At 42.2% G+C, this 25,690-nt stretch carries 27 protein-coding genes; 16 read left to right on the top strand and 11 right to left on the bottom strand.

What is annotated here, in order from left to right; genetic code table 11:
- Positions 1-47: 47 nt before the first annotated feature.
- The 3 genes from BUA02_RS08190 to BUA02_RS08185 are packed head-to-tail and all read right to left on the bottom strand — an operon-like array spanning position 48 to position 1,386.
- Entirely contained in the window at positions 48-1,004 is a 957-nt protein-coding gene (locus BUA02_RS08190; RefSeq protein WP_072702694.1) for a PstS family phosphate ABC transporter substrate-binding protein, read from the bottom strand.
- A gap of 4 nt (positions 1,005-1,008) precedes the next feature.
- On the bottom strand, positions 1,009-1,146 hold the full coding sequence (locus tag BUA02_RS15845) for a hypothetical protein (protein WP_178297626.1): 138 nt from the start codon (positions 1,144-1,146) through the stop codon (positions 1,009-1,011).
- Positions 1,147-1,155: 9 nt separating this feature from the next.
- Positions 1,156-1,386 (bottom strand): hypothetical protein, encoded by a 231-nt coding sequence (locus BUA02_RS08185; RefSeq protein WP_072702690.1) that lies wholly within the window; start codon positions 1,384-1,386, stop codon positions 1,156-1,158.
- A 200-nt stretch (positions 1,387-1,586) separates the two neighbouring features.
- Here BUA02_RS08185 and feoB point away from each other — a divergent pair, with 200 nt between their 5' ends.
- The 7 genes from feoB to BUA02_RS08150 all read left to right on the top strand — a co-directional run bounded on the left by feoB (position 1,587) and on the right by BUA02_RS08150 (position 7,506).
- Positions 1,587-3,926 (top strand): ferrous iron transport protein B, encoded by a 2,340-nt coding sequence (feoB, locus tag BUA02_RS08180; RefSeq protein ID WP_072702687.1) that lies wholly within the window; start codon positions 1,587-1,589, stop codon positions 3,924-3,926.
- 177 nt (positions 3,927-4,103) lie between these two features.
- On the top strand, positions 4,104-4,400 hold the full coding sequence (locus BUA02_RS08175) for an STAS domain-containing protein (protein WP_071175180.1): 297 nt from the start codon (positions 4,104-4,106) through the stop codon (positions 4,398-4,400).
- 23 nt (positions 4,401-4,423) lie between these two features.
- A complete protein-coding gene (locus BUA02_RS08170; protein ID WP_072702685.1) occupies positions 4,424-4,966 on the top strand; it encodes a hypothetical protein in 543 nt (180 codons plus the stop codon).
- Between the two features lie 150 nt (positions 4,967-5,116).
- Entirely contained in the window at positions 5,117-5,509 is a 393-nt protein-coding gene (locus BUA02_RS08165) for a pyridoxamine 5'-phosphate oxidase family protein (RefSeq protein WP_071175183.1), read from the top strand.
- A gap of 38 nt (positions 5,510-5,547) precedes the next feature.
- A complete protein-coding gene (locus BUA02_RS08160; protein WP_072702682.1) occupies positions 5,548-6,237 on the top strand; it encodes a DUF4230 domain-containing protein in 690 nt (229 codons plus the stop codon).
- 12 nt (positions 6,238-6,249) lie between these two features.
- Complete coding sequence (locus BUA02_RS08155; RefSeq protein ID WP_072702679.1) at positions 6,250-7,026, top strand: hypothetical protein; 777 nt, start codon at positions 6,250-6,252, stop codon at positions 7,024-7,026.
- Positions 7,027-7,044: 18 nt separating this feature from the next.
- Positions 7,045-7,506 (top strand): RpiB/LacA/LacB family sugar-phosphate isomerase, encoded by a 462-nt coding sequence (locus tag BUA02_RS08150; protein WP_071175186.1) that lies wholly within the window; start codon positions 7,045-7,047, stop codon positions 7,504-7,506.
- A gap of 42 nt (positions 7,507-7,548) precedes the next feature.
- Here the strand turns inward: BUA02_RS08150 and BUA02_RS08145 are convergent, their stop codons facing one another.
- Complete coding sequence (locus BUA02_RS08145; protein ID WP_072702676.1) at positions 7,549-8,385, bottom strand: AraC family transcriptional regulator; 837 nt, start codon at positions 8,383-8,385, stop codon at positions 7,549-7,551.
- A 156-nt stretch (positions 8,386-8,541) separates the two neighbouring features.
- Between BUA02_RS08145 and BUA02_RS08140 the strand changes: the two genes are divergently transcribed.
- The gene (locus BUA02_RS08140; RefSeq protein WP_143147401.1) at positions 8,542-10,569 is read left to right on the top strand and encodes a glycoside hydrolase family 127 protein; all 2,028 of its coding nucleotides are present in this window, start codon (positions 8,542-8,544) and stop codon (positions 10,567-10,569) included.
- 488 nt (positions 10,570-11,057) lie between these two features.
- Positions 11,058-12,368 (top strand): hypothetical protein, encoded by a 1,311-nt coding sequence (locus BUA02_RS16080; RefSeq protein WP_083572702.1) that lies wholly within the window; start codon positions 11,058-11,060, stop codon positions 12,366-12,368.
- 84 nt (positions 12,369-12,452) lie between these two features.
- Here BUA02_RS16080 and BUA02_RS08130 read toward each other — a convergent pair whose 3' ends face one another.
- Positions 12,453-12,626, bottom strand: coding sequence for a chorismate--pyruvate lyase (locus BUA02_RS08130; protein WP_071177404.1), 174 nt, complete (start codon positions 12,624-12,626; stop codon positions 12,453-12,455).
- Positions 12,627-12,675: 49 nt separating this feature from the next.
- Entirely contained in the window at positions 12,676-13,476 is an 801-nt protein-coding gene (locus BUA02_RS08125; RefSeq protein WP_072702673.1) for a zinc ribbon domain-containing protein, read from the bottom strand.
- 336 nt (positions 13,477-13,812) lie between these two features.
- Here BUA02_RS08125 and BUA02_RS08120 point away from each other — a divergent pair, with 336 nt between their 5' ends.
- The 7 genes from BUA02_RS08120 (at position 13,813) to BUA02_RS08090 (ending at position 22,016) form a co-directional block, all read left to right on the top strand.
- Positions 13,813-14,478, top strand: a complete 666-nt coding sequence (locus BUA02_RS08120; RefSeq protein ID WP_072702669.1) for a hypothetical protein — start codon at positions 13,813-13,815, stop codon at positions 14,476-14,478.
- Positions 14,462-15,448 carry a DUF4003 family protein gene (locus tag BUA02_RS08115; RefSeq protein ID WP_072702666.1) on the top strand — a complete coding sequence of 329 codons (987 nt, stop codon included), beginning with the start codon at positions 14,462-14,464 and terminating at the stop codon, positions 15,446-15,448. The genes BUA02_RS08120 and BUA02_RS08115 overlap by 17 nt, the downstream gene beginning before the upstream one ends.
- A gap of 348 nt (positions 15,449-15,796) precedes the next feature.
- Positions 15,797-16,984: an EAL domain-containing protein gene (locus tag BUA02_RS08110; protein WP_083572701.1), complete on the top strand. Its 1,188-nt coding sequence runs from the start codon at positions 15,797-15,799 to the stop codon at positions 16,982-16,984.
- Between the two features lie 39 nt (positions 16,985-17,023).
- Positions 17,024-18,010: a diaminopimelate dehydrogenase gene (locus BUA02_RS08105; protein ID WP_071175191.1), complete on the top strand. Its 987-nt coding sequence runs from the start codon at positions 17,024-17,026 to the stop codon at positions 18,008-18,010.
- Between the two features lie 169 nt (positions 18,011-18,179).
- Complete coding sequence (locus BUA02_RS15840; RefSeq protein ID WP_072702662.1) at positions 18,180-19,523, top strand: hypothetical protein; 1,344 nt, start codon at positions 18,180-18,182, stop codon at positions 19,521-19,523.
- A gap of 33 nt (positions 19,524-19,556) precedes the next feature.
- On the top strand, positions 19,557-20,834 hold the full coding sequence (locus BUA02_RS08095) for an O-acetylhomoserine aminocarboxypropyltransferase/cysteine synthase family protein (RefSeq protein ID WP_072702658.1): 1,278 nt from the start codon (positions 19,557-19,559) through the stop codon (positions 20,832-20,834).
- Between the two features lie 15 nt (positions 20,835-20,849).
- Positions 20,850-22,016: a serine hydrolase domain-containing protein gene (locus BUA02_RS08090; protein ID WP_072702655.1), complete on the top strand. Its 1,167-nt coding sequence runs from the start codon at positions 20,850-20,852 to the stop codon at positions 22,014-22,016.
- A 66-nt stretch (positions 22,017-22,082) separates the two neighbouring features.
- On the opposite strand, the gene BUA02_RS08085 is transcribed toward BUA02_RS08090, so the two are convergent.
- From BUA02_RS08085 to BUA02_RS08065, 5 genes are all read right to left on the bottom strand, one after another.
- Positions 22,083-22,631, bottom strand: coding sequence for an ANTAR domain-containing response regulator (locus BUA02_RS08085; RefSeq protein ID WP_072702652.1), 549 nt, complete (start codon positions 22,629-22,631; stop codon positions 22,083-22,085).
- A 35-nt stretch (positions 22,632-22,666) separates the two neighbouring features.
- Positions 22,667-23,974, bottom strand: coding sequence for a type I glutamate--ammonia ligase (gene glnA, locus BUA02_RS08080; RefSeq protein ID WP_072702649.1), 1,308 nt, complete (start codon positions 23,972-23,974; stop codon positions 22,667-22,669).
- Between the two features lie 16 nt (positions 23,975-23,990).
- The gene (locus tag BUA02_RS08075; protein WP_071175197.1) at positions 23,991-24,197 is read right to left on the bottom strand and encodes a hypothetical protein; all 207 of its coding nucleotides are present in this window, start codon (positions 24,195-24,197) and stop codon (positions 23,991-23,993) included.
- Between the two features lie 106 nt (positions 24,198-24,303).
- Positions 24,304-24,768 carry an Hsp20/alpha crystallin family protein gene (locus BUA02_RS08070; protein ID WP_072702646.1) on the bottom strand — a complete coding sequence of 155 codons (465 nt, stop codon included), beginning with the start codon at positions 24,766-24,768 and terminating at the stop codon, positions 24,304-24,306.
- Between the two features lie 270 nt (positions 24,769-25,038).
- On the bottom strand, positions 25,039-25,644 hold the full coding sequence (locus tag BUA02_RS08065; RefSeq protein WP_072702643.1) for a thymidine kinase: 606 nt from the start codon (positions 25,642-25,644) through the stop codon (positions 25,039-25,041).
- Positions 25,645-25,690 lie beyond the last annotated feature (46 nt).

The following is a 25,690-nucleotide window of genomic DNA, read 5'->3' as shown; positions in this document are numbered from 1 at the left end:
AAAGCACTGCAACATGCCTATACATGTGCAGTGCTTTGTTTTTTACATTATTGCATAGGTGTGTAGCCGCTTTCTTTTACAATTCTCTGACCCACATCAGACAGGATGAAATCCAGTAAAAGAGATATGTTCTCATTTTCGTTAGAAGCATCATATACTGCGTAGAAGTTGCTGGCGATTGGATATGTGCCGTTTGCGATGTTCTCTTCGCTAGGATACACGCCGTTTAGGGAGAGCATCTTGACATCAGGATTGACGCTGAGCCCTTCCACATAATATCTAAAAGAAAAGCCGATTGCCCTTCCGGTTAAGGCTCCCATGACAGACTTTTTCATCTCCTGTCCGTTCATAAATGACAGCATTGCAGTCTGGCTGCCGCTTCCTGTATTTCTTTGAACTGCATCCACAAGGCGGTTGTCTCCGCCAACCTCAGACCAGTTCTTATATTTTCCAGTATAAAGACCTTGAACTTGTTCTATAGTCAGATCGTCAACAGGATTGTCTTTGCCAACGATGAACACGAAGGCTTCGTAGCCGATAGGAACCATCTTGAGCTCAACGCCTTTTTCCTCGGCATAAGCAAGCTGCTCTTCTGAAGGTTTTGCACAGAAGATAATGTCGGCGTCGCCATCTACAACAGCTTGGTAGGCGCCTCTAGTGTTGTGAAACTGAAGGGCACTATCTTCTGTAAAGTCTGTTCCGTCAAAAGAAACGCTTTCTTTCGGATAGGTTGCATCTACAAAAGCGGAGAACATTGGATACAGAGCAGCTGCGCCGTCGATTACAGGAAGGTCGCCAGATAACTTCACGCTTGAATCTACATGTACGATTCCGGAATCTTCCGTAAATGGCAGGTACTCAGAAACTTCGATTGAGCGGCTTTTCATCTCGTCTCCGCGAGGATCAATATATCTTTTGGTTACAACATTAAAAATAGAAAGATCAAATAGGACGAATGCCAGGATCAGTCCTAGGATCACAAAAATCTGATTCTTTAATTTCATGGCATTATCCTCTGTTTGCGATGTATGAGATTATTGAGCAGTCCTTGTATAAAAGGAAGGACAAAACGGAAAGGACTACAATGCTTACAAGGCCAAGAAAAGTAATAGTTACGAGAATCTTAGTAAATATTTTTTCATCCATAGCGCCACCTCACATATTTGCAACCATCAGCGTCAATAGCCAGCAGACAAAGATGTAAAAAGCTACGATTGCAAGAAATAAGAAACCAGAGATGAGCATAATAATGAGATATTTTCTGGTACTACGCATGTCTGTCTTATCTCTTTTTACAAATTTGACAATGGAATAAATGCACAAGATCAGTAGTGCTGCCGGAATAGCAAACACGACGAATAAAAAAGAATAATACTCTAGATTCATACAAAACCCCCAATACATTTTGTAATAATTTATGACAAAAATTGTAACATAATATTCATAAAAAATCGATATTTTTAGGGCTTTTATTCCGAATGCTTAATTTCGCCAATAGATGCTATAATGTTAATGAGAATTGTTATCATTAACTAACAATTGCGAGAGCATACTTAGTATAGATAAAAAGGTTTAGGAGAAAAGTTGTGACACTAAAGCAGTTACAGATCGGACAAAGAGCAAAAATAACAAAGGTTGGCGGCGAGGGGGCTCTCCGCCAGCACTTTTTGGATATGGGTGTGATCCCTGGAGCAAAGGTCACTGTTGTGAAGCTGGCTCCTATGGGAGATCCAATGGAGATTGAGATCCACGGCTATAGGCTGACACTTAGACTGTCAGAGGCTGAACAGATTGATATTGAGAAGCTTTCAGGCGAGGAAGATTCTGACAAGAATGAAGAGATATCTTTTAAAACAGCCCATCCTGGACTTGGCGAAGCTGGTATCTTCCATCAAAAAGAGCATGAGAACCCGGTTCCAGAGGGAACGGTCTTGACATTTGCACTGGTTGGTAATCAGAACAGCGGAAAGACAACTCTTTTTAACCAGTTGACAGGCTCCAAGCAGCATGTAGGCAACTTCCCTGGAGTTACTGTTGACCGCAAGGACGGTGAGATCCGCGGCTATAAAAATACTATGGTTACTGACCTTCCTGGTATTTATTCAATGTCACCTTACACCAGTGAAGAGATAGTATCTCGTAACCACGTTCTGAACGAGAAGCCATGCGCTATCATCAACATCGTAGACGTTACCAACATCGAGCGTAACCTCTATTTGACCATGCAACTTCTGGAAATGGGCATTCCTACTGTTGTTGCTCTTAACATGATGGATGAACTCACGGGTAATGGCGGCGCCGTAGATATCAATGCCATGGAAAAAGAGCTGGGAACACCGGTGGTTCCTATTGCTGCAGCCAAGAATGAAGGCGTAGATGAGCTTATTTCTCATGCTATCCACATTGCAAAATATCAGGAAAAGCCCGTAGAGCAGGATTTTTGCTCAAAGGAAGATAAAGGCGGAGCAGTGCATCAGTGCCTTCACGCCGTTATGCACATGATAGATGACCATGCACAGGCAGCTGGTATTCCTATCAGGTTTGCGGCCAGCAAGGTTGTAGAGGGTGACAAGCTTATAATCGACAAACTTGGACTTGATGAAAATGAGAAGGATGCTCTTGAGCACATCGTTTCTCAGATGGAAAAAGAAAGTGGCCTGGACAGAAGCGCAGCCATTGCGGATATGAGATTCTCTTTTATCAGAAGAATCTGCAAGTCCTGCGTCAAGAAACCAAAGGAAAGCAAAGAAAAAGCAAGGAGTAATCAGATAGATAAGATCCTCACGGGGAAGTACACTGCAATTCCAGTATTTGTGTTGATCATGGCACTGGTATTTTTCCTTACTTTCAATGTTATCGGCGCATTTTTCCAGGGACTACTTGAAGATGGCATTGGATTTATTACAGGTAAAGTAGACCTCTTACTTCAGGCAACAAACGTCAACGAAGTGCTTAGAGGCCTCATAGTAGAAGGAATCTTTGAAGGCGTTGGCAGTGTACTTAGCTTCCTTCCTATCATAGTAACTCTTTTCTTCTTCCTGTCACTTATGGAAGATAGCGGCTACATCGCAAGAGTAGCCTTTGTAATGGACAAGCTCCTTAGAAAGATAGGTCTTTCCGGCCGAAGCATCGTGCCCCTTCTTATCGGTTTTGGATGTACGGTTCCTGCGGTTATGTCCACAAGAACTCTGCCTTCTGATAGAGACAGGAAGATGACCATCGTCCTGACACCATTTATGAGCTGCACTGCTAAGCTCCCTATTTATGCGTTCTTTGTAAATGCATTCTTCCCGGGAAAAGGGGGCTTTATCATGACAGGACTATACCTGCTTGGTATTCTTACAGGTATTTTGTTTGCTCTTTTGTCAAAAAAGACAGTGTTCAAGGGCGAAGCGGTTCCTTTTGTCATGGAGCTTCCAAATTACAGGCTTCCAAGTCCTAGAAGCGTATGCCAGCTTCTGTGGGAAAAGTCTAAGGATTTCATTCAGAAGGCCTTTTCGATCATCTTCTTTGCAACAATTATTGTTTGGATATTAAGTAACTTCGATCCATACTTTAACCTTGTAAGTGATTCACAGCAGAGCATCATGGCCAGGATATCAAGCTTTATAGTACCTCTTTTTATACCACTTGGACTGGGGGACTGGAGAATCTGTACATCACTTGTCAGCGGCTTTATAGCAAAAGAGAGCGTGGTCTCCACAATGGGAATCCTCTTTGAGGGAGATGTGGCAGGCGCTCTTACACCGGTTACAGCCGCTACACTGCTGGTGTTCAGCCTTCTTTATACGCCATGCGTTGCGGCAGTAGCTTCTATAAAAAGAGAGCTTGGCAAAAAGTGGGCTCTTGGAGTAGTGCTGTGGCAGTGCGCAGTGGCGTGGATCGTGGCCTTGGTGGTGAGACTGGTGTTGATGCTGTTCATGTGACGTGAGAGACAAAGTGAGCCCTAGGGACGGAGGTTGGAGCTCATTTTTTAAAAAATGAGCTCCAACCTCCGTCCCTGGGGCTCATTTTTTTGTGTCTATGTTGACTATATTGTGATAAAATTATAGATACAATACAGTACAAAACTTGGATGGTATATCTAGGCAAGGAGGATTAGCATGAATATTTCAAAAAAACTAAATGGTGATCGACTTGATGTTGTACTTGAAGGAAGACTTGATACTTTGACGGCTCCAGATCTTGAGGCTGAGATTAAGCCGGATCTTGATAGTGTCAAGGAACTGGTCATTGATGTAAAGAATCTTGAATACATCTCATCTGCTGGCCTTAGAACACTTCTCATGGCCAAGAGAGCTTTGCACAACAAGGGAACAGTTAAGGTCGTTGGTGCGAATGAAATTGTAAAAGAAGTTTTCTCTGTTACTGGTTTTGACAGCTTACTTGACGTCGAATGACGTAAAAACAGGAGGTGTCCTAAATGAAGTCAGATGTAGTAATCATAGATAATAAGGGAAATGGATTTAAAGAGGCTATAGAGGCAACAAAGAAGGTTGCTGAATTTAAGTGCCTTGATACAAAGGATTCAACCCAGCTTCAGCTCTGCGCTGAGGAACTTCTAAGCATGGCTCGCAGTATCACTGGCGAGATCAAAGCTTCTTTTTGGGTTGAGTGTGAAGGCAGTAAGTTTGACCTCAACATGACAACTGAGACTGTTATGGACAAGGAAAAGAGATATCTTCTTATCAACTCTTCTAGTGAGAGGAAGAATGAGGCTGCCAAAACTTTCCTTGGAATGCTGAGAGATGCTTTTGAAGAGGCTATGCTTGCTGAAGCAGATAATAATAGTTATTACGAGCTGCCAGATGACGTGGCTTCTGACGTTGCTGGAAGATATATAGAAGATCCTGAGTGGGACCGCTATGAGCATTCCATTCTCAAAAAACTTGCTGATGATATAAAGATCTCTATTAAGGGCGGCGTAGTAAACATGGTGGTTTCTAAGTCTTTTCCTAATTATTAAAAAGGTGAGCTATGGATCTTAGTGAGCCTTAGGGACGGAGGTTAGGGCTCATTTTAACAAAAATGAGCCGCAACCTCCGTCCCTAGGGCTCATTTTTGCTATAATGGTAGGTAAGAAATCACATAACCCTGAGAAAGAGAGGACGAAAATATGGAGAGAGTTGTTAAATTTTTAAAAGATGCTGGTACTTACTATCTTGCTACAGTTGATGGGGATCAGCCTAGAGTAAGACCTTTTGGCACTGCTCATGTATTTGAGGGTAAGCTTTATATTCAGACTGGTAAGGTAAAAGATGTTTCAAAGCAGATCCATGCTAATCCAAAGGTGGAGATCTGTGCATTCATGAATGGCGAGTGGCTCAGAGTTGCAGGGGAGCTTGTAGAGGATGATAGAAACGAAGCTCGTCAGTCTATGCTTGATGCATACCCATCACTTCAGGGAATGTACAAGGCTGACGACGGAAATACAGAGGTATTCTATTTAAAGAACGCTACTGCAACCTTTAGCTCTTTTACCAAGGCGCCAGAAGTAGTGAAGTTCTAAGAGTGGTGGAAAACCGCTGATAGCAAGTGGGGATAAGTATGGAAAAGAAGACTAGCTTTGTGGATAAGCTTAAGGGAAATAAAAATATCATATATCTGGTGATCATTGCGGTGGCGGTGATCATCAGCATTGTCCTGATTGCAGGTTATATGAAGGATAGGGGTAATCGGCAGATCGTGAGCCCTGCGTCGGAGACTTCCAAGGAAAAAGATACTAAGAGTGAAGCCAAGGTTCTTGTATCCATCAGTACTGAGACAATTCGGGATGGACTAGCAAACATGGGCTTTCTGGTCACACAGGAATACTATTTTACAAACGTGGAAACTTACACCAAAGAGAAAAAGGTTTTTTTTAATATGATAGATTCCTCGTCGCAGATGGTGTTTAAGTATGATGGACAAGTCTTTGCAGGAGTGGATTTTGAGAAGATCACTATCACTAAGGATGATGCCACAAGGACAGTGACTATTGATATCCCGGATGCTGAGATCCAGTCAGTTGCTATCGACAAGGATTCTTTTGAGAGCTATTCGGAAAAAGAATCTATTTGGAATCCTTTGAAGCTTGATGATTACAATGCTGCTATGGCAGAGTATGAAAAAACAGCAAAGCAGAAGGCACTTGATAGTGGAATTCTAGAAAGAGCTGATGAACAGGCGAAGGCAATAGTGCAGAACTTTGTAAACAGCTTCCCAGCAACTGCAGAGTACACCATTGTTTATCAGTAAGGAGGAGCAGCTTTGGATATCAAAAAGATTACTTTTATAGTGGTGATGCTACTTGTGGCCGTTATTTCTTTTACTAAAATCGCACCATGGGCAGCAGATCCAAATAATCATGTGCATACACTTGAGCAGACTGAGGATAAGATCGCCAAAGTCATGACTTTATCTGGCGGAGCGGCAGCAACGTCTGCGACCATATCTCTTTTGCCGGGAGATCTGTGTACGCCTATCGCAGAGCAGCTTGCTGAGCTTGCAAAATACTTTTTAGTGATTTTGTGTGCGCTTTATCTGGAAAAATTCCTGGTGAGTCTTTCTGGATACATTGCATTTTCGGTGCTCATACCGGTAGCGTGCTTGCTGGTGTGCGCGTCTATAGCCTTTGGTAAAAAACAATTGAGAACCATTGCGGGAAAGCTGGCAGTAGTTGGTATTATTTTCTTTATCATCGTGCCTTTCAGCGTGTGGCTTTCAGATAAGGTATACGAAACACAGGCTGCAAGAGTTGAAAATGCAGTTGAGGAGTATGAGGAACTGCAGATAGAGGGCGAGGGTGAAACAAGCTTTTTTAACGAGTTCACCACGATAACAACGGAGACAGTTGAGAAGGTTTCTGGCTTCCTTGGAAGTCTACTGGAATCACTTGCTGTCATGATAGTTACAGCCTGCGTGATCCCTGTGCTTGTATTCGTGTTCCTGATCTGGCTTGTGAAGACAATCTTTACAACAAATGTTTTGACACTGGATACGGATGGGCTAAAGGCACTAACTGATCATGTGAAAAGTAAAGAATAAAAATTAAGGAGGTGCACTATGACGATTGCTATGGCAAATGACCATGCGGGAACGCAGATGAAGGAAGAGATCAAGGCGTATCTTATTGAGCAGGGATACGATGTTAAGGACTTTGGCACTTATGATAGTGAGTCCTGTGATCTTTCGGATTATGTTTATCCTGCAGCGCTGGCAGTTGCGAAGGGTGACTGCGAAAGAGGAATCTTTTGCGATGGAGTTGGCTATGGAAGTGCTCTTATTGCCAATAAGATAAATGGCTGTTATGCGGCTGTTTGTCAGGACCCTGTGTGCGCTACACTTGCAAGACAGCATACAGATTCAAACATATTGTGCCTCGGAGCTAAGATAATTGGCGGACTTATGGCTATGGAGATCGTAAAGACCTGGCTAAATACGGATCCGCTCATGGAAGAAAAATATCGCAGAAGAGTTAAGAAAGTATGTGAGATCAATGACAAGCATTGCGTCCCTGTAAAATAAGAAGCAGCGTACTTGTGACGCCTTCTGGTATTTCTCTGAATGCTATATTTTTCGTTTTGGTGAAAAACCAAACTTCTTTTTATAAGCTTTGCCTAGATGGAATTCATCGTAAAAACCATAGTTTCTGGCGGCGCTTGCCAGAGTTTCATAAGGATGGTCAGACAGATATTGTCTGACCATTTCTAGTTTCATGTTCATCTGATAGCTGTAGAAGGTGACGTCGTAAGCACCTTTGAACATGTTGGAAACGGTCTTGGAGCAAACGTAGAATTTATCTGCAATTTCTTCTGTAGTGTACATGTGGTGCGGATTTGTCTGTAGCAGATCTATGATTTCTGAAATTAGCTCAGAGTGCTTGGGCTTTGTTTCCACAGACTGCTGCAGTGAGCTCATTTCCCACAGCATTAGTCCCATCAAAAGAGATATCTTTTCCTCTTTCATTTCTTGGTTGATCGAAGGATTATCGCTTAGGTGAGTTGCGATTATCTCCTTGAAGTACTGCTTGATGCGCGGATTTGAAGCACAGTGGAATAATGGTGAATTGGAAGTGAGGGTTGAGGATGGAATATCGGTGGAGCCTGCTTTTTTTGATGTGCTGCGTTTACGGTTCTCCTGATATAAGTGAATATACATGTGCTTATTCCCAGCAGAACTGGGCTTTTTGCCGTAGTGGTGGTTACCGGCTGAAAGAATCAAAAGATCGTCCTTTTCCATCTCATAAGCAGTGCCGTTTTCATAGATCTCCCAGGTTCCATCCAAAATATACAAAAAGTCATGAACGTCAAGGACGCGGTCCGGATGAAGCATCGGAACAACGTTAGTGACGTAGTTAGCGCTTTCTATTTTATGATTGCCAGCTATTTCAAATGAGATTCCCATGTGTCTACCTCGATAAAAATTCCAAAATATACATGTTTAATTCTATTATATCAATGTTATTTAAAAATCGAAAATGCTATTCTGAATCTATCAAAAGGCCAGTTGAATACTGGCAAGCACATGAAAAAAACTGACAGTGTAAAAGGGGAAGTTACAATGGTCAATAATATTTCAAAGCCAATAAATTTGCGAAAAGTCCATATCGATGATCCATTCTGGAAGAGCGAGATGGAGCTTGTAAGAAATGAGGTTATTCCTTATCAGTGGAAGGCCATAAACGACGAGGTTGAGGGCGCAGAGCCAAGCTATGCTATGCGTAATTTCAAGGTCGCAGGCAAGATCACAGCTAGGAGAAAAGAGCTGGGAGCGGCCTACAAGGAAGTAATCTGGCCTACAGATGTCTTTAGACCGGTTCCTGAAGAGGGAAAAGAGTTAGAAGATAAGTTTTATGGATTTCTTTTCCAGGATACAGATTTCTCAAAGTGGATCGAGGCGGTTGGATACTCGCTTACTCAGCATCCTGATCCTGAACTTGAAAAGACTGCTGATGAAGCTATAGATATTGTCTGCGCGGCCCAGCAGGAGAATGGATATCTGGATACTTACTACATCATAAATGATATGTCTAAGATATTTACTCATCTCAAGGACCATCATGAATTGTACTGCCTGGGACATCTTACTGAGGGGGCTGTAGCTTATTATGAGGCTACAGGCAAAGATAAGCTTCTTAATGCAGCCAGAAGGTTTGCAGATTACGTGTATTCAAGGTTCGGAACAGAAGAGGGCAAGATCCATGGATTCCCAGGACATGAGATATCCGAGATGGCGCTGGTGAGACTCTATGAAGTTACTGGAGATCCAAAGTATCTGGAACTTAGTAAGTATTTTATCGATGCGAGAGGCCAGAAACCTTATTACTTTGACATTGAGCACCCGGATGAAGCCAAAAAGCACGGAGATAAGGAGTGGTACCACTATTATCAGGCTCATAAGCCAGTCAGAGAGCAGGATGAGGCAGTTGGACACGCTGTGAGAGCTGTATATCTTTATTCTGGAATGGCTGATGTTGCGCGACTTACTGGGGATGAGGAACTCTACGCAGCCTGCGAAAGACTTTGGGACAGCGCTGTTAACAAGAAGATGTATATTACAGGTGGCATCGGATCAACCAATATTGGAGAGGCGTTCACCTACAACTATGACCTTCCAAATGACCTGGCTTACACTGAGTCCTGCGCATCTGTCGGCCTTGTGTTCTTTGCCCGCCGTATGCTTCAGATGAATGTCGACAGCAAGTATGCGAACGCCATGGAAAGAGCTCTTTATAACACTGTTCTTGCGGGAATGGCCCTGGATGGAAAGAGCTTCTTTTACGTAAATCCTCTGGAAGTTAGACCAGAAGCATGCTACAGGGATGAGAGAAAAAATCATGTGAAGCCTGTTCGCCAGAAGTGGTTCCCTTGTGCTTGCTGCCCACCTAACATTGCAAGACTTCTTAGTTCAGTTGCGGCTTACGCTTACACTGAAAGTGACGATACACTGTTTATGCACCTTTATGTCGGTGGCACTGTGGAAAAAGAGTATGAGAATGCATCTGTTTTGTGGAAAATTGAATCAGATGTGCTTGGAAGCGGCAAGCTTCGAATTGTCTGCGAAGACGTCAAGGAGAAAGCTGGAGCTGACAAGGAAGAGACTATTGCAGTTAGGATTCCTGACTGGTGCGACTCATATGACCTTAATGCCGGTGGTTGCAAGCATGAGCTGAAGAAGGGCTATGAATATATTACCGGTGTGTTCAAGAAAGGTGACGTTATCGAGATCACTTTTGCTAAGAAAGTGAGAATCATGGAGGCCAGCTCCAGAGTCTTCGAGGATCACGGCAAGGTAGCGGTTACCTACGGCCCATTCGTTTACTGCATTGAGGAAAAAGACAACGGCAAGGATCTTCACATGGTCTCTGTCACAACGGATGCCGCAAAAGCGAAGTTTGAAAAAACGATAATAGAGGGCAACGAGATCACAAAGATCCTTTTACCAGGAAAGAGGGAAAAAGAGAAGGCGGAGTCACTCTATAGCGTTTATAAAGAACCTGAATATGAGGATGTGACACTGGAGCTGATCCCCTACTACACCTGGGCTAACCGAGGTGAAGGTGAAATGAGGGTTTGGATTAATAGATGATTTTGAGACACCCATCGCATGAGGCGGTGGGTGTTTCTTTTTTGCAGGTGGAGATAATGGGAATTTGAGTACTTCCTAGTCAACAAGGTAAAAAAGTTCCGGAAACATTACCTGCAATCGGAGAAAGAGAGTGAATGCAGGTAAGAAAAGCAAGCTAGTAAGAGTAAAACTTCCGGAATCATTACCTGCAATCGGAGAAAGAGAGTGAATGCAGGTAAGAAAAGCAAGCTAGTAAGAGTAAAACTTCCGGAATCATTACCTGCAATTTAAGAAAAAGAGTGAATGCAGGTAATACCTCCAAGTCAACAAGCAAAAAAACACCGGAATCATTACTTGAGGAAATTGCTGGATTTTATCGAATATATCGGTTTATCTTTCCTTTTTATCTGTGTTAAAATTAGTCGGTTAAAAATATAATCATGATATATTCGGAATGCGCATATTTACTGAATTGCGCATGTTTATATACAGGCAGGAGATAAAGAAGTATGAAAAAAATTAGACTTTGGGCATTGGGAATGGCAGTTATTATGGCAATTTCGGGCTGCGGAGCTTCTGCAAGTCAAGAAAAAACAACGTCTTCAGTGAATAATGGAAATGACTCTGATGTAAGTGGAACTGGCGCTTCATATGCGGTGAGCACAACAAAGCAGGCTCTTGAAGGGGAAGAAATCGATGCTTACAGAACTTTTTTAACAGAAAAGCTTGATACGACGGGCGGCGGATTTACAGCAGCTCTTTTACATTTGAATGAAGATGATGCTTATGAGCTGGCAATTGTGGATGATCCATCCATTGAGAACTGTGGAGCGCAGCTTTTTACCTATGCAGATGGCGAGGTTAAGTCGCTTGCTACCGAGGGCTTCACGTTTTATGGACAATATGGAAATTTCAGTTATTATGATAAAAAAAGCTTTTTCTTTTATGATCGGGAGCAGGCGGGGACTGATTCTGTGTGGCTTTATGAGTACATTTTTAAGGCTGATGAGGATGAAGTATACTTGGATCTTGAGCTGGCGCTTTGCACTGAGTTTGAGACAAGTGAGACCACGTATTTTATAAATGGTGACGAGGCGACGAAGGAAGATGTGGAGAAGCTTGGGGATGAGTACAATGTAAATGATGGAGACGGCTACATTACTTTCAATCCTGGAATTGCTACGACGATTAATACGGGCGTTGATATAGAGGCCGCTCTTTCTGAAGATTATAGCGCGATTTATTATAAGGACCAGGCGCAGCAGGTGCCATGCCTTAAGCCTGCAATTTATCTTTATCCTGAAGAAGATGGCACTGAGGTTTCGGTGGAACTTAGTATTGATGGCTATTTTACAGATACAGATCCTGCTTTTAACGAAGATAATGGCTGGACAGTAACTGCGGATTCAGATGGAACCATACATCTTGACGATGAGTCTTTTGACTACCTGTTCTGGGAAGCAATGCTTCAGTCAACCTACACATTCCACGACGGATTCTGCGTTGCGGGCGCAGAAACGGAAAGTTTTCTGACAACTATGCTTCCTCAGCTGGGGCTCAATGAAAAAGAAACTGAAGAATTCGTCGCATACTGGCTTCCGAAGATGGAGGACAACAAGTACAACATCATTCGCTTCCAGACTGATGAGTACACAGACCACTCAGAACTTAAGATCAGTCCTGAACCGGATACAGTGATCCGCGTGTTCATGACATATTACGGCTGCGAAAACTACATCAACATTTCCAGGCAGGAAATTGAAACCCCGGAGAGGAAGGGCTTCACAGTAGTTGAGTGGGGAGGCAGCGAAGTAGGATGATTTTGTGTGACATATGAGAAAAAGAAAAGGCCTGCTTGAGCAGGTCTTATTTTTTGAGCCACAACCGGCCTCCCTGGAGGTTATTTATTCTATGATTGAATACTGCATGAGCTCGTATTTTAAATTAGTGCCTTCTGCGATTCCCTCTGGTAAAAGAGCTCTTGCAACTAGCTTAAGTTCTGAACTTTCAATGTCTGTTCTTCTTAAATTGGCGTAATCGCCGTCAATGCTTTCAACTACGTAATACCAAGTTTCCATAATAACCTCCTTGCGCGTTTTTGTTAACTGCACCTCACAGTTCTTTTCCTTAATCATTAAGGGCAATCTCTGTAATTTCGCATTCTGGATGAGCGGTAATCGTCTCTCTGTAAGCGGAATCAAAATCGAAGTAGCCGCTAATCAAGTAATTTCCTAAGAATTCACTGTGGTAATATTCTTCTGGACGGTAATTGGATTTGATCTTGCCATCTTCAGTCATGCGGATGTCGTCAAAGTGGACAGCAACATAGCGCTTTTCTGGGTCGCTACCTTCTTTTTCCCATGTATACTCGTAAAAGAACCAGAGCATGTTGGCATCTTCGCTGCTTAAAAAGTATTCTGCAACGAGTTTTGGCTCGCCTGCCTGAGTCCAAGAGCCAGTGTAGGCTTCTTTTTTGTTCTGTGCGAAAGTATCAGCAGCTTTTTTGAATTCTGAAAGGTTGATGCCTGCTGAGATGTCGCTGGAGTCGAGGAGACGATATTGTGATTTTTTCTTTGAGGTTTGTTCTGTTTGTGATTCTGTTGAAGAGCTATTGTTTGGCTCATAAATACTTGCAAAAAGAGACAGCGCTAAAATTGCTACAATCATTACAAACATAAATAGTGCAAAGAATCGTGGCGCTTTTTTTCCTGATGTGCTTGTTTGAGCTTCTTTTCGAAGCTTTTCTTCATGTTCGAAGCGCTCCCTCTGCATTGTCAGCTCTTTTTCTTTGCTGATGATCTGCGCATCCTCTTCGTCATAATCGATCATGAAGGTTGCGCCGCAATATGAGCACTTGTACTGCTCATCGCTTACCTTCTCTATTTCTGAGCTGCCACAATTTGGGCATGTTACCTTTTTAAGTTCCATTTCCTTTCCCCCTAAGCGTATATTTGGTTCTAGCCATATATGAGTTTACCTCAAAATTAATAATATGTGAATTGCAGGTAACAAAATACGGAGAGTTATCGAGTGAGTGATCTGATTTGTTACCTGAAATGGCAGAAAAAGAGTAAATGCAGGTAATAAACTCGAGTCAACAAGTTAAAAAGCACCGAAATCATTACCTGCAAGTCTAACAAAAGTTAAATTGCAGGTAAAAATCTAGTCTCCCCCACGCCAAAGTGGTAAAAACGCCCCATTTTTCGCAACATTTTCCCAGACAAGCTTGTATACTAGTTATATAGGCAACGGGAGGTCGAAAAAATGGATGGCACGGTAACTTACACCGCAAACAATATGGACGAAAAACGAAAGCACGGCAAGATAGCATTTATAGTGATGATGATCATATTTGCTGTCTCAGTGTGCATCAAGCATATAGTAGTGGGTTCAATTTACTGGGACATGAAAGATGAAGTTCCGGATCTTTTCAAGGAACTTTTAACAAACACACTTATAAGGTTTGTGTTGGACGCACTTCTGATCATAACCCTCATAGAAAAGGCAGAGAAAAAGACCATCAGTAAGGTCATAGCTCTTTTGACAATGTTCTATTACATTTATGAGTTGTTACAGATGAAGGATACGCTAATGAGCCCACCTTCAGCCTATTGGCTCATTGATGCAATCGGAGATGCAGGATTTGAGATACTTATAAGACTTGCATTTCTTGTGTTCTTTGTGGTAGCGTCATTTAGAGGAAAGGTAGTAGGATCAAAGTACTATCTGCTTGCTTTGGTGCCATTTGTACTGGCGCTGATCTCGATAGCATTCAGATATGTCCTTAACGCTGATCTGTATGTTGACCTTGAGACAGGCTCTATGCTGATTGCAGACACATTAAAGGCACATGTGATCAAGTATTCTCCATTACTATTTTGGGGAATCGCGACAATAACAAAGGAGAAAATGTATGAAAGACTTAATTAAAAAAAGATGTGATCTATTTGCTGAAAATAGATATGCCATGGGAAAGGCTTTTATCTTTGAATATGGACTTATCAAGGTTGCTGCCAGCAGTGCTTTTACCCAGAACGGCAGAGAAGTAGATGCAGAATATGTTAAGGAATGTCAAAAGATCCTTCAGAAGGAGGAAAACTATTTCTCATATTTCCGCGGATTTAACGAGGTTATCGTTTCATCCAAGATGGCTGTAAGTGGTCAGCCAGAGAAGTATCTTGAGGATGCTGTTGCAGTTTATGACAAGTTAAAAGAAGGCAAGCTCATGGGCTCTATCTACAGAGCAGTTGCAGCAATGGTCATCTGTGATTCTAAGAGAATGGGAGATGCAGACGTTATCGTTGATAGAACAAGCCAGATCATGAAAGGAATGAAAGAGAAACATCCATTCCTTACAACAGATGAAGATACATGCTTTGCTGTTCTTCTTGCTATGAGCGACAAGAATGTAGATGATATCCTTACAGAGCTAGAGGATTCATATCAGATCCTTAAAAAGAAATTCCTCTTCCACGACAATGATGTTTATTCACTTGCGCAGGTTATCACAGCACTTGGTGGATCTTCAGAGGAAAAATGCGAGAAGGCGTTGAATCTATATGATGCATTTAAGGCAGCAGGCGCTCCTTACGGAAAGAACTATGAACTTTCAATGCTGGGTTGCCTTGTTGATCTTGATGTAGATCAGGAACAGCTTATCCAGGATGTTGTAGAAGCTGAAGTTTACCTTAGAAGTCAGAAAGGCTTGGGCGTTCTTGATATGAGCAAAGAGACAAGGCTCATGTATGCTAGCATGATCACAGCTGCAATTTACAATGAAGAGAAAAATCCTGCAAGTTCAGCCATTGGAAATACGATAGCTGTTACCATTGCTCAGGAAGTTACCTTTATGCTTATTGTAGTTATGTGCAGTAGCATAGCAAGCATATCTTCAAACTAAACGATAAAAGTAAATTTTAGATTATTATAAAATACTCATTCTACTTTTCGAGTGGAATGAGTATTTTTTTATGCATATCATACATTTTTTATGCATTTTTTGAAGAGGGTTTCGTAATGATTAACTAAGGGAACTTTTTTATTACACATTCCTTTAAAGCGTTGAAGCAAAGCTACATTTTTGGAATCGCCCATTGAAAAAAAGGTTCAAAAAAATCACAAAATTGTCACACTTAACATGAATAAAATATTCAATAAATTGGTATAATATAAATCGAGAGATGTTGTTCTGACATCTGTGGGGAAATTCCAAAAAGATCACAACAATAATTTAAGAAAGAGGCACATATTGGAGCCAACTATAGTTGATGACTTGTTTGAGGCCATGGAGTCTCATGAGTTAATTGCATATTATCAACCACAGTATAATGCCAACACTGGAATCTTGGTAAGTGCAGAAGCGCTGGTTCGTTGGAGGGATGCTGAGGGTAATATTAAGATGCCTTCAGAATTCATACCAGAGCTTGAGAAGACCAATGCTATCACTTATCTTGATTGGTTTGTTGCTGAGGAAGCCTGCAAGACCATTAAGGAACTTGGAGACCGCGCTGTTCCTATATCTGTTAATTTTTCTCAGCGTCATGTTAATGAAAAAGACTTCGCCAGCAGGCTTGAGAGACTTCTCAAGAGATATGAAGTAGACAAGAGCTTGTTTGAGGTTGAAATTACAGAGACAGCTTTTTTAGATGAATACGAGAATATTGTAAACTGGGGCAAAGATATCCACGAAAAGGGTATCAAGATTGCTATCGATGACTTTGGAAGCGGTTCTACTTCCATAAAACTTTTGGCTGAGATGCCGGTATCTGTCCTTAAGATAGATAAAGGTCTCATGCAGGAGACTAGTAAGACAGCAGAAGGTAAGGTTGCAATCGAGTCAATCTTTTACCTTGCACACAGACTTAATCTTGAGACTGTAGCTGAAGGTGTTGAGAGTTCAAGCCAGCTCAAGCTTATGCAGTCCTTTGACTGCCAGAAGATCCAAGGCTTTTTATTTGCTAAGCCCATGCCAAAAGAGGAGTTCATGCTTCTTTGCGGATCTTCCAAAAATGTAGCCGTAAACTATGATGTCCTTACAGATGGAGGACAGTTCGGTACCATAGATCTTTTGCTGGAGGCTATTTACAAGAAATACCCACTTATCGTATATGGTAATTTGTCCAAGAACAGTTACCTTATAATGAAGAATAATGTTGATAACGTCATTCCTTCCGCAGGCTCTTTTGATGAGCTGACACGGGTTGGAATCGAAATGCGTGAAGGCGAAGAGAAGGTTATCTTCAACAATACATTTTCAAGACTTGCCCTTTTGAAGGCTTATAAAGAGGGAAAAGAGATGGTTCAGGAAGTTTCAATTGTCACCAAAAAAGATGGCAAGAAGCTTAAGATCCTGACCAATGATTTTTTTGTGAAAATGCCATCATCTAATGATATTATTATCATTGGATTTAATGATGTTATAGAAGAGATATCGTAAAATATCCCAGATGTATAGAGATGGTGATAGGAGGAGTTTATGAGTACAAAGATTGGTATTTTAGGATACGGTAACCTTGGTAAGGGTGTAGAGCTTGCAGTTGAGCAGGCACCTGATATGGAGCTTGTAGCTGTTTTTACCAGAAGAGATCCAGCTTCACTTCAGATCAGAACTAAGGGAGTACCTGTTGTTTCAGTTAACGACGTAGCAGATTATAAAGACAAGATCGATGTTATGATCCTCTGCGGTGGAAGCGCTACAGATCTTCCAGTTCAGACTCCAGAGTACGCTGCTATGTTCAACGTTGTTGACAGTTTTGATACACATGCCAGAATCCCTGAGCATTTTGCAAATGTTGATGCGGCAGCTAAGGCAGCAGGCAAGGTTGCAGTTATATCATGCGGTTGGGATCCAGGAATGTTCTCACTTGCTAGAGTTTATTCAAACGCTATCCTTCCAGATGGTAACGACTACACATTCTGGGGCAAGGGCGTTTCACAGGGACACTCAGATGCAATTCGCAGAATTAAGGGTGTCAAGAATGCCAAGCAGTACACAATCCCGGTTGAGAGTGCACTTGAGGCAGTTAGAAGCGGCCAGAATCCAGAGCTTACAACAAGACAGAAGCACACAAGAGAGTGCTTTGTAGTTCTTGAGGACGGAGCTGATGCAGCTTTAGTAGAAAAAGAGATCAAGGAAATGCCTAATTACTTTGCTGATTATGATACAACAGTTCATTTCATCAGCGAGGAAGAGCTTTTGAAGAATCACAGCGGAATGGCTCACGGCGGTTTCGTATTTAGAAGTGGTAAGACTGGTGCAAACAAAGAGCACAACCACATTATCGAGTATAGCCTGAAACTTGATTCAAACCCAGAGTTCACAACAAGCGTGCTTGTAGCTGTAGCAAGAGCTGCACATCGTATGCAGAGCGAGGGAATGAAAGGATGCAAGACAATTCTTGATATTCCACCAGCATATCTTTCTGATAAGTCTGGAGAAGAGCTCAGAGCACATCTTCTTTAATTGGTAAAAAAGTATAGATTCGCATGGTTCATGGGCTTGTGGACCATGCGTTTTATTTTGCAAAAATAGGTCTATATACATAATTAATTTGCTAAAAAATGTTATTTTTTTTGTCGGCTGTATATGGTAAATTATATAAAGTGTTTGAGGGGAAAACGGAGGAAAATATATGAATAAGATTAACAGCCCTATTATCAACAAGAAGTATCAGCACAACATGATCATGATGATCGTTGCTGCAGTACTTGTTGTTCTTTCTTTTATCTGCTTTGCAGCAGGTGATCTTGGAAGCGCCTTGAGAAACGATGAGGCAGCAGTTCATTTTTCAGAAGCTTACAATGATGATGATCTTGATGAAGGCAAGAGAGTAATGATCTATGCTACAGAAGATCCTGTACAGATTGGTTACTACGATTCATCAGAAGCTTACTATTTCGTTTATGACTATTATGAAGATATCTATATCATTAGATGTTCTGAAGACCAGGCAGATGCTATCTCAAAAGAAATCGCTGATGAAGGATATGCAGAAGTTGAAGGTTCTATCTACACACTCTCAGATGAAGTAATTGATGAAGCTATTACATTCTATGTAGACGATGAGAACAACGAGGATGAGCTCAAGGAAGCTCGTGATTACTTTGATGAGTATTACATGGGTAAGGCTCTTTGGGTAAAAGACGCTGATCCAGAGCCAGTAGCTATCGTATTTGGAGTTCTTTTCCTTGTAGCTGCGATTGTTATCGTGATCGTAAATATCAAAGGATTCCTTAGCTATCATAAGACAATCAGAGATCTCACTCTTCAGAATGCACAGGAGATCAACATGGAACTTGCTGATCCTACATCAGTAGTTGTTCCTCAGCTCAATACATATTTCACACCAAACTATATTATCAGTGCTGGTCCAACACTTGATATCGTTAAGTATTCAGATGTTCGTTGGATGTATTCACAGACAGGTAAGTTCATCACAGTATTTGATCAGAAGTACGATGTTCATGAGATTTGCAAAGCTCCTAAGAACATGGCAAATCTTAATGAGACACTTTCAAATATCATGGCTACTATCCAGGCTAAGAACCCAGCAGTAGAGCTTGGATATGATGTTAACAAGTTTTATAAGTACGTAACAATGGGCAAAGAGAACAAGAAGAAAAAAGTTGTTGCTCAGCCAGCTATCCCAGGACAGGCAGTGCCAATGGGTGTAGCACCAATGCAGCAGCCAGTACAGGCAGCTCCTGTAAATCCAATGCAGCAGACACCTGTAACTCCAGTTCAGGCTACACCAGTAGTTCCAGTACAGCAGGCAGCCCCAGTACAGGCAACACCAGTTCAGGCTACACCAGTAGCTCCAGTACAGCAGGCAGCTCCAGTACAGCCTACACCAGTTGCTCCTGGACAGACAGCACCAGTTCAGGAGACACCAGTAGCTCCAGTTGCAGCAGAAGCACCTGTAGCAGCAGAGGCTCCAGTAGCACCAGAAGCTCCAGCAGATAACACAAACTTATAATTCTAAAATTTAATATTAAGAGGAGATGAAGAAATGAGTCAGCAGGGAATCGGAACCAGATGTGTACAGGCAGGATATACTCCAGGTAATGGCGAACCACGTCAGATACCTATTATCCAGTCTACAACTTTTAAGTATGACACCAGTGAGGACATGGGTAAGCTTTTTGATCTTGAAGCTTCAGGTTATTTCTATACAAGACTTCAGAATCCAACTAATGATCATGTTGCTGCCAAGATCGCAGCACTTGAGGGCGGCACAGCTGCTATGCTTACGTCATCTGGACAGGCTGCTAATTTCTTCGCTCTGTTTAATATTTGTGAGTGTGGAAGCCATATCGTAGCTTCTTCTTCAATCTACGGAGGAACATTTAATCTCATCGCTGTAACAATGGCAAAGATGGGAGTAACAGTTACATTTGTTTCACCTGATTGCACAGAGGATGAGCTGAATGCAGCTTTTAAGGACAATACAAGAGCAGTATTCGGTGAGACGATTGCTAACCCGGCACTTACAGTTCTTGATATAGAGAAATTTGCCAAGGCTGCACACAGCCACGGCGTTCCACTTATTGTGGACAATACATTCCCAACACCAGTTAACTGCAGACCTATCGAATGGGGCGCAGATATTGTAACTCATTCAACAACCAAGTATATGGATGGTCACGGAGCTGCAGTTGGTGGTGTCATCGTTGATTCAGGTAAGTTCGATTGGATGGCGCATGCTGACAAGTTCCCAGGACTTACACAGCCAGATGATTCATATCACGGGATCGTATATGCTGAGAAGTTCGGCAAAGAAGGTGCATTCATTACAAAGTGTACATCACAGCTCATGAGAGACTTTGGATGCATCCAGTCTCCACAGAATGCATTTATCTTAAATCTCGGACTTGAATCACTTCACGTTCGTATGCCAAAACATGTAGAGAACGGACTTGCAGTTGCTAAGTTCCTTCAGGAGCAGCCACAGGTCAAGAAGGTAAACTATCCTGGACTTGAGTCTGATCCATATTATGAGATTGCTAAGAAGTATATGCCAAATGGTGGTTGCGGCGTTGTTTCATTTGAACTTGAAGGCGGAAGGGCAGCAGCAGAGAACTTCATGAAGAAGCTCAAGATTGCAGCTATCGAAACACACGTAGCTGATGCTAGAACATGTTGCCTCAACCCTGCAACATCAACTCATCGTCAGATGACAGATGAACAGCTTGAAGCTGCTGGTATCCCAGCAGGACTTATCAGAATTTCTTGTGGACTTGAAGACAAGGAAGACCTTATCGCAGATATTGCGAATGCTTTGAAATAATTACTGGAGTTTAATATGAGAGATAAATTAGCTTTAATACAGAAATGCATGGATCGTGCAGTAGAAGAAAGAGAACTTGCAGGAGTAAGCGCACTTCTTATTCAGGACGGAACAGAAAAGTTCTTTTTAAAGAGTGGCTATGCTGACGAAGAAGATAAGGTGCCTATTGAAAGAAACACTATCTTCCACCTGTATTCACAGTCCAAGCCTATTACAGCTGCAGCAATGATGCTCCTTGTACAGGATGGTATCGTTGATCTGTGCGAGCCTGTAGGCAAATATATAGATAGCTTTAATGATCAGGAATACCTTGATGAGAACGGCAAAAAGCACAAGGTTCCTGAAGATAAGAAGATGAGGATCTTCGAGCTTATGAACATGACATCAGGTCTTGTTTATCCAGGTGTTAATTCAGAAGCAGAAAAAGAGACAGGCGTTTTATTTGATGAACTTATTGATCGCCTCTCATCTGATAACCAGATGTCAACTTTGGAGTTTGCTGAAAAGCTTGGTAAGCTTCCACTTAATTTCCTCCCTGGAAGCCATTGGCAGTATGGAACATCAGCAGATATCCTCGGCGCTGTTATCGAGAAAGCTTCAGGTATGAAGTTCAGCGAGTTCCTCAAAGAGAGACTTTTTGATCCTCTTGAGATGGTTGATACAGCATTTTTTGTACTAGATGAAAAGAAACCTCGTCTTGCCCATGCATACCAGGCAAAGGGTAATGACCTTGAAGAATATAAGGGAAATAACCTTGGTATCAGAAATAATGGCGGAGTTAATGCTTTTGAATCAGGTGGGGCAGGTCTTTTCTCAACATTAGATGACTACTCACACTTTGCCAGAATGCTCATGGATGATGGTGTTTACAGAGGTAAGGTAATCCTCACAGAATCAGCTGTGAAGTTCCTTACAACAGGTAAGCTTCTTGAATATCAGCAGAGAGACCTTTGGAACTGGCGCGGACTTGAGGGCCACACATATGGCAATCTCATGCGTGTTATGGATGATCCTAAGCAGGCGCTTATTCTTGGAAACAAGGGTGAGTACGGTTGGGACGGCTGGCTTGGAACATACTTTATGAATGATCCATCCACCAAGACTACTTTCCTGATGATGACTCAGAAAGCTGACTACGGCACAGGACATGTAACCAGAAGAATCAGAAATATATTTATGTAAGAAACAAAAAAAGAGCCATGGGGACGGGGTTGGTGAGCACCAACCCCGTCCCCATGGCTCTTTTCCTTAGATCTCCGACAATGATATTACCATCTCGGCGGTTTCAAGGAGGCTAGTCCCTGAATCCATGGCACATTTCTGGAGATATTTGTGAGCTTCAGGCTCAGTCATATGATGCCTTTCCATCAGCAAGTGTTTGGCATCATCTATTGTCTTTTGATCCGCAGCGCTTCGCTGCAAGCGGCGTTCTTTAGCTTTCTTTTTACGTCTGCTTACGCCTTCCAGCATCATACTAAGAGATGAAAAGAGCTCTGACTTTTTTAATGGTGACTGAAGGAAGATGAGCTTGCCATCTGCGTTATCAAATGGCGCCTTGTCTGGAGACGCCACCATAAGCATCTGGAAGTACTCGGGCATATTATCAAGGAGTTCATTGTAGAGCATGTCACTTAAGCGGTGGCCACATATGACGACACCGCTTCCTAAATCTTCCATGGCAGATAAAGCCTGCATTCCAGAGGAGCAGACAAGTACGTTATCGTATCCACCACGGCCCAATATGCTCTTAAACTTAAGACCATCTTCGGTCTTAGCAAAGGCTACAATGATATTCAACCCAAAATCCTCGAAGTTTCATTAAGTGGTAAATTTTAGAAAAGATTAAGGTATTTGCCGACTTCCCATTGAGTTACGCAGGTGCGGAAGTCTTTCCATTCCTTATTTTTGGCTTCAAGAATCTTGGTATAGATCGCATCTCCAAGAATCTCTTTTACAAATGGATCTCTCTGGTAAGCATTTAGAGCTTCGCCAAGTGTAAGTGGAAGAGTTTCAAGGCCATTCTCATTGTTACCACTTACTTCTGCAGGAGGAGTCAGCTTCTTGGAGATTCCGTCCATGCCTGCAGCGAGGATAAGAGCGATAGCAAGGTAAGGATTGCAGGTTGCATCTGGATTTCTAAGCTCGATTCTGGTGCCGTTACCCCTATTGGAAGGGATCCTAATAAGAGCGCTTCTGTTGGCAGAAAGAGAGGACCAGGAAACGTTAACTGGTGCATCATAGCCGGGAACAAGCCTTTTGTAGGAATTGACAACAGGGTTTGTTACAAGAGTCATACCTTTAACGTGGGCAAGTACGCCAGCGATGAAGTGCTTGGCTGTATCTGAAAGCTTCTCACCTTCTCCGCAGAAAACATTTTTACCATCTTCATCCTCAGCGATGATGTTGATGTGCATACCTGATCCAGGGATTCCCTCAACTGGCTTTGGCATGAAGGTGGCGTAGAGACCGTGCTTTTTAGCGATTGTCTTAACGGCCATTCTGAATGTCATGATCATGTCTGCTGTGCGCTCAGCGTCTTCTTCTTTGAAGTCAATCTCGTGCTGAGCAGGAGCAATCTCGTGGTGAGAAGAGGAGATATCAAATCCCATTTCCTCAAGGTTCAAGATGATGTCACGACGTACGTTTTCGCCCTGATCTGCAGGTGCTACGTCAAAGTAGCCGCCTCTTTCATGAGTCTTAGTTGTTGGCTGTCCGTCATCATCATAATCAAATAAAAAGAACTCAGGCTCCGGGTTGATCTTGAAGTTAAGGCCCATGTCCATAGCTCTTTTGACAACTTCGTGAAGAACGTTTCTGGAGTCACCTGCGAAAGGCTTGCCATCTGCTGTGTAAACGTTGCAGAACATTCTGGCAACTTTGCCTGACTGTGGTCTCCATGGGTAGATTTCGAAGCTGTCGAGATCAGGATAAAGATACATGTCACTTTCGTCGCTTCTCATGAAGCCCTCTACGGACACGCCATCAAACATGCACTCATTGTTAAGAGCGCTTTCGAGCTTGCTTGCAGCGATGGCAATATTCTTTGGAATACCAAAGATATCGCAAAACTGCAGTCTGATAAATGCTACATCTTCTTCTTCGACAATTCTAAAAATGTCTTCTTTGGTGTATCTGGCCATTTCCAAACCCTCCTAATTAGTCTTCTTCCTCGTCATCCATATCATTAAAAGCAATAATCGAATCGATTATATCTTCAAAGTCCTCGCGGAGTTCCTCCAAAGTATCGCCTTCGTAGGTGTAGATCTCGCCGTCTATCTCGACTTCTCCTGTGTAGTAATCACAGTTCTTGTCATAGTTAACGGTTCCTGTGTATCCTTCGTATTCGAATTTATCAGTAGACATAAAAATACCTCTGCTTTCTAGGCATATATAATGCCGTAAAAAGCAGAGGTCATATCTAAGACTTTAGGATTTAAGAATCTAGGGGTAGGATAGTTATGGTATCATATCAGTCCTTAACTTCGATTCTGGCTGCTTCTTCCTTCTCAGGAATTGCCTCTTTCTTAGGAAGACTAACTGTAAGTATGCCGTTTCTGTACTGCGCGATTATGTCCTCAGGCTTAAGACCATCTACACGGAAGGATCTCTGGTAGGATGAACTTCTTCTCTCACGACGGATATATTTGCCGTTATTATCTTTTTCATCCTTATTTTCGCTGTGTGAAGCACTAATTGTCAAGACATCATTTTTAAGATCAATCTTGATATCTTCCTTATTGAATCCAGGGAGTTCAGCTTCCAGCTGATAGCAGTTGTCCTTCTCGATAACATCAGTCTTCATCAGACCTGTCATTGACTGGAACTGCTGGTCTTTGGCATTTGTATCACAAAGGCCATCGAACAATCCTCTGTTAAAGAAATTATCCATCTCATCAAAGATATCATTGTTACTCCAAATCATAGGCATCAACATAAGTCATCACTCCTTTTCTATTTAAATTTTGTTGTAGGTTGTAGTAGTTTGTAGCAGTTGACCTTAGAGCGTACTCAGATGTGTTGCTTAAAATTTAATTAGCACTCTCCAATGTTGGCTGCCAATTTCTTGTTACAAGTATGTTATAGAACAACTAGAACAATAAGTCAACACCTAAAAAATAAAAAAAGTATAAAATCGAAAAAAGATGCGTATCAGCTAGCTTTAAGCCGATACGCATCTCTATTTTACGGGTCTTGTCTACCTCTATTAAATTTCTCTTTCTCTTGCTCCGTCAACTTCACCGCTGAGGAAGTGTCTCCTACAGAGTGATACATAAGATTCGTTGCCACCCATCATGATCTGTTCGCCACTTCTCACAATTTTTCCGTTGCTCACACGAGCGTTGAAGTGGGCTCTTCGTCCACACCAGCAGACAGTTGGCACTTCTTCTATATAGTTGGCGATTTCCATAAGCCTCTTGGATCCTGAAAAAAGATGGCTTGTGAAATCGGTCCTAAGTCCGTAGCAAATTACAGGAAGATCATACTTGTCAACAATCTCGGCAAGGAGATCTACCTGCTCCTCGGTGAGGAACTGCGCTTCATCGACTATTACGCAGTCAAGCTTGTCCCATGCATTGGACTTACCTGTGTACCACTCATTCTTGACTTCATCAAGAAAGTCTTCAACGAAGGTGCACTCTGCGCTTAGTCCTATTCTTGATCTGATAGTTGTATCTCCGTCGCGGTTGTCAGCCTTTGGTTTTAAAAGAATCGCATTCTGACCCTTTTCGATATAGTTATAGCGCACCATTAGTGCATTAGCCGTTTTAGAACTCCCCATAGCTCCATATCTGAAATATAATTTACCCATTGTAAACTCCCCGAATCGTTATTTTTTCCAGCTATTTAACTATACA

Source organism: Butyrivibrio hungatei DSM 14810 (genome assembly GCF_900143205.1).
In the GTDB taxonomy this organism is placed as follows: Bacteria; Bacillota; Clostridia; order Lachnospirales; family Lachnospiraceae; genus Butyrivibrio; species Butyrivibrio hungatei.
Note: the sequence above shows the minus strand (reverse complement) of the source record. Positions and strands in the feature narration are given on the sequence as shown.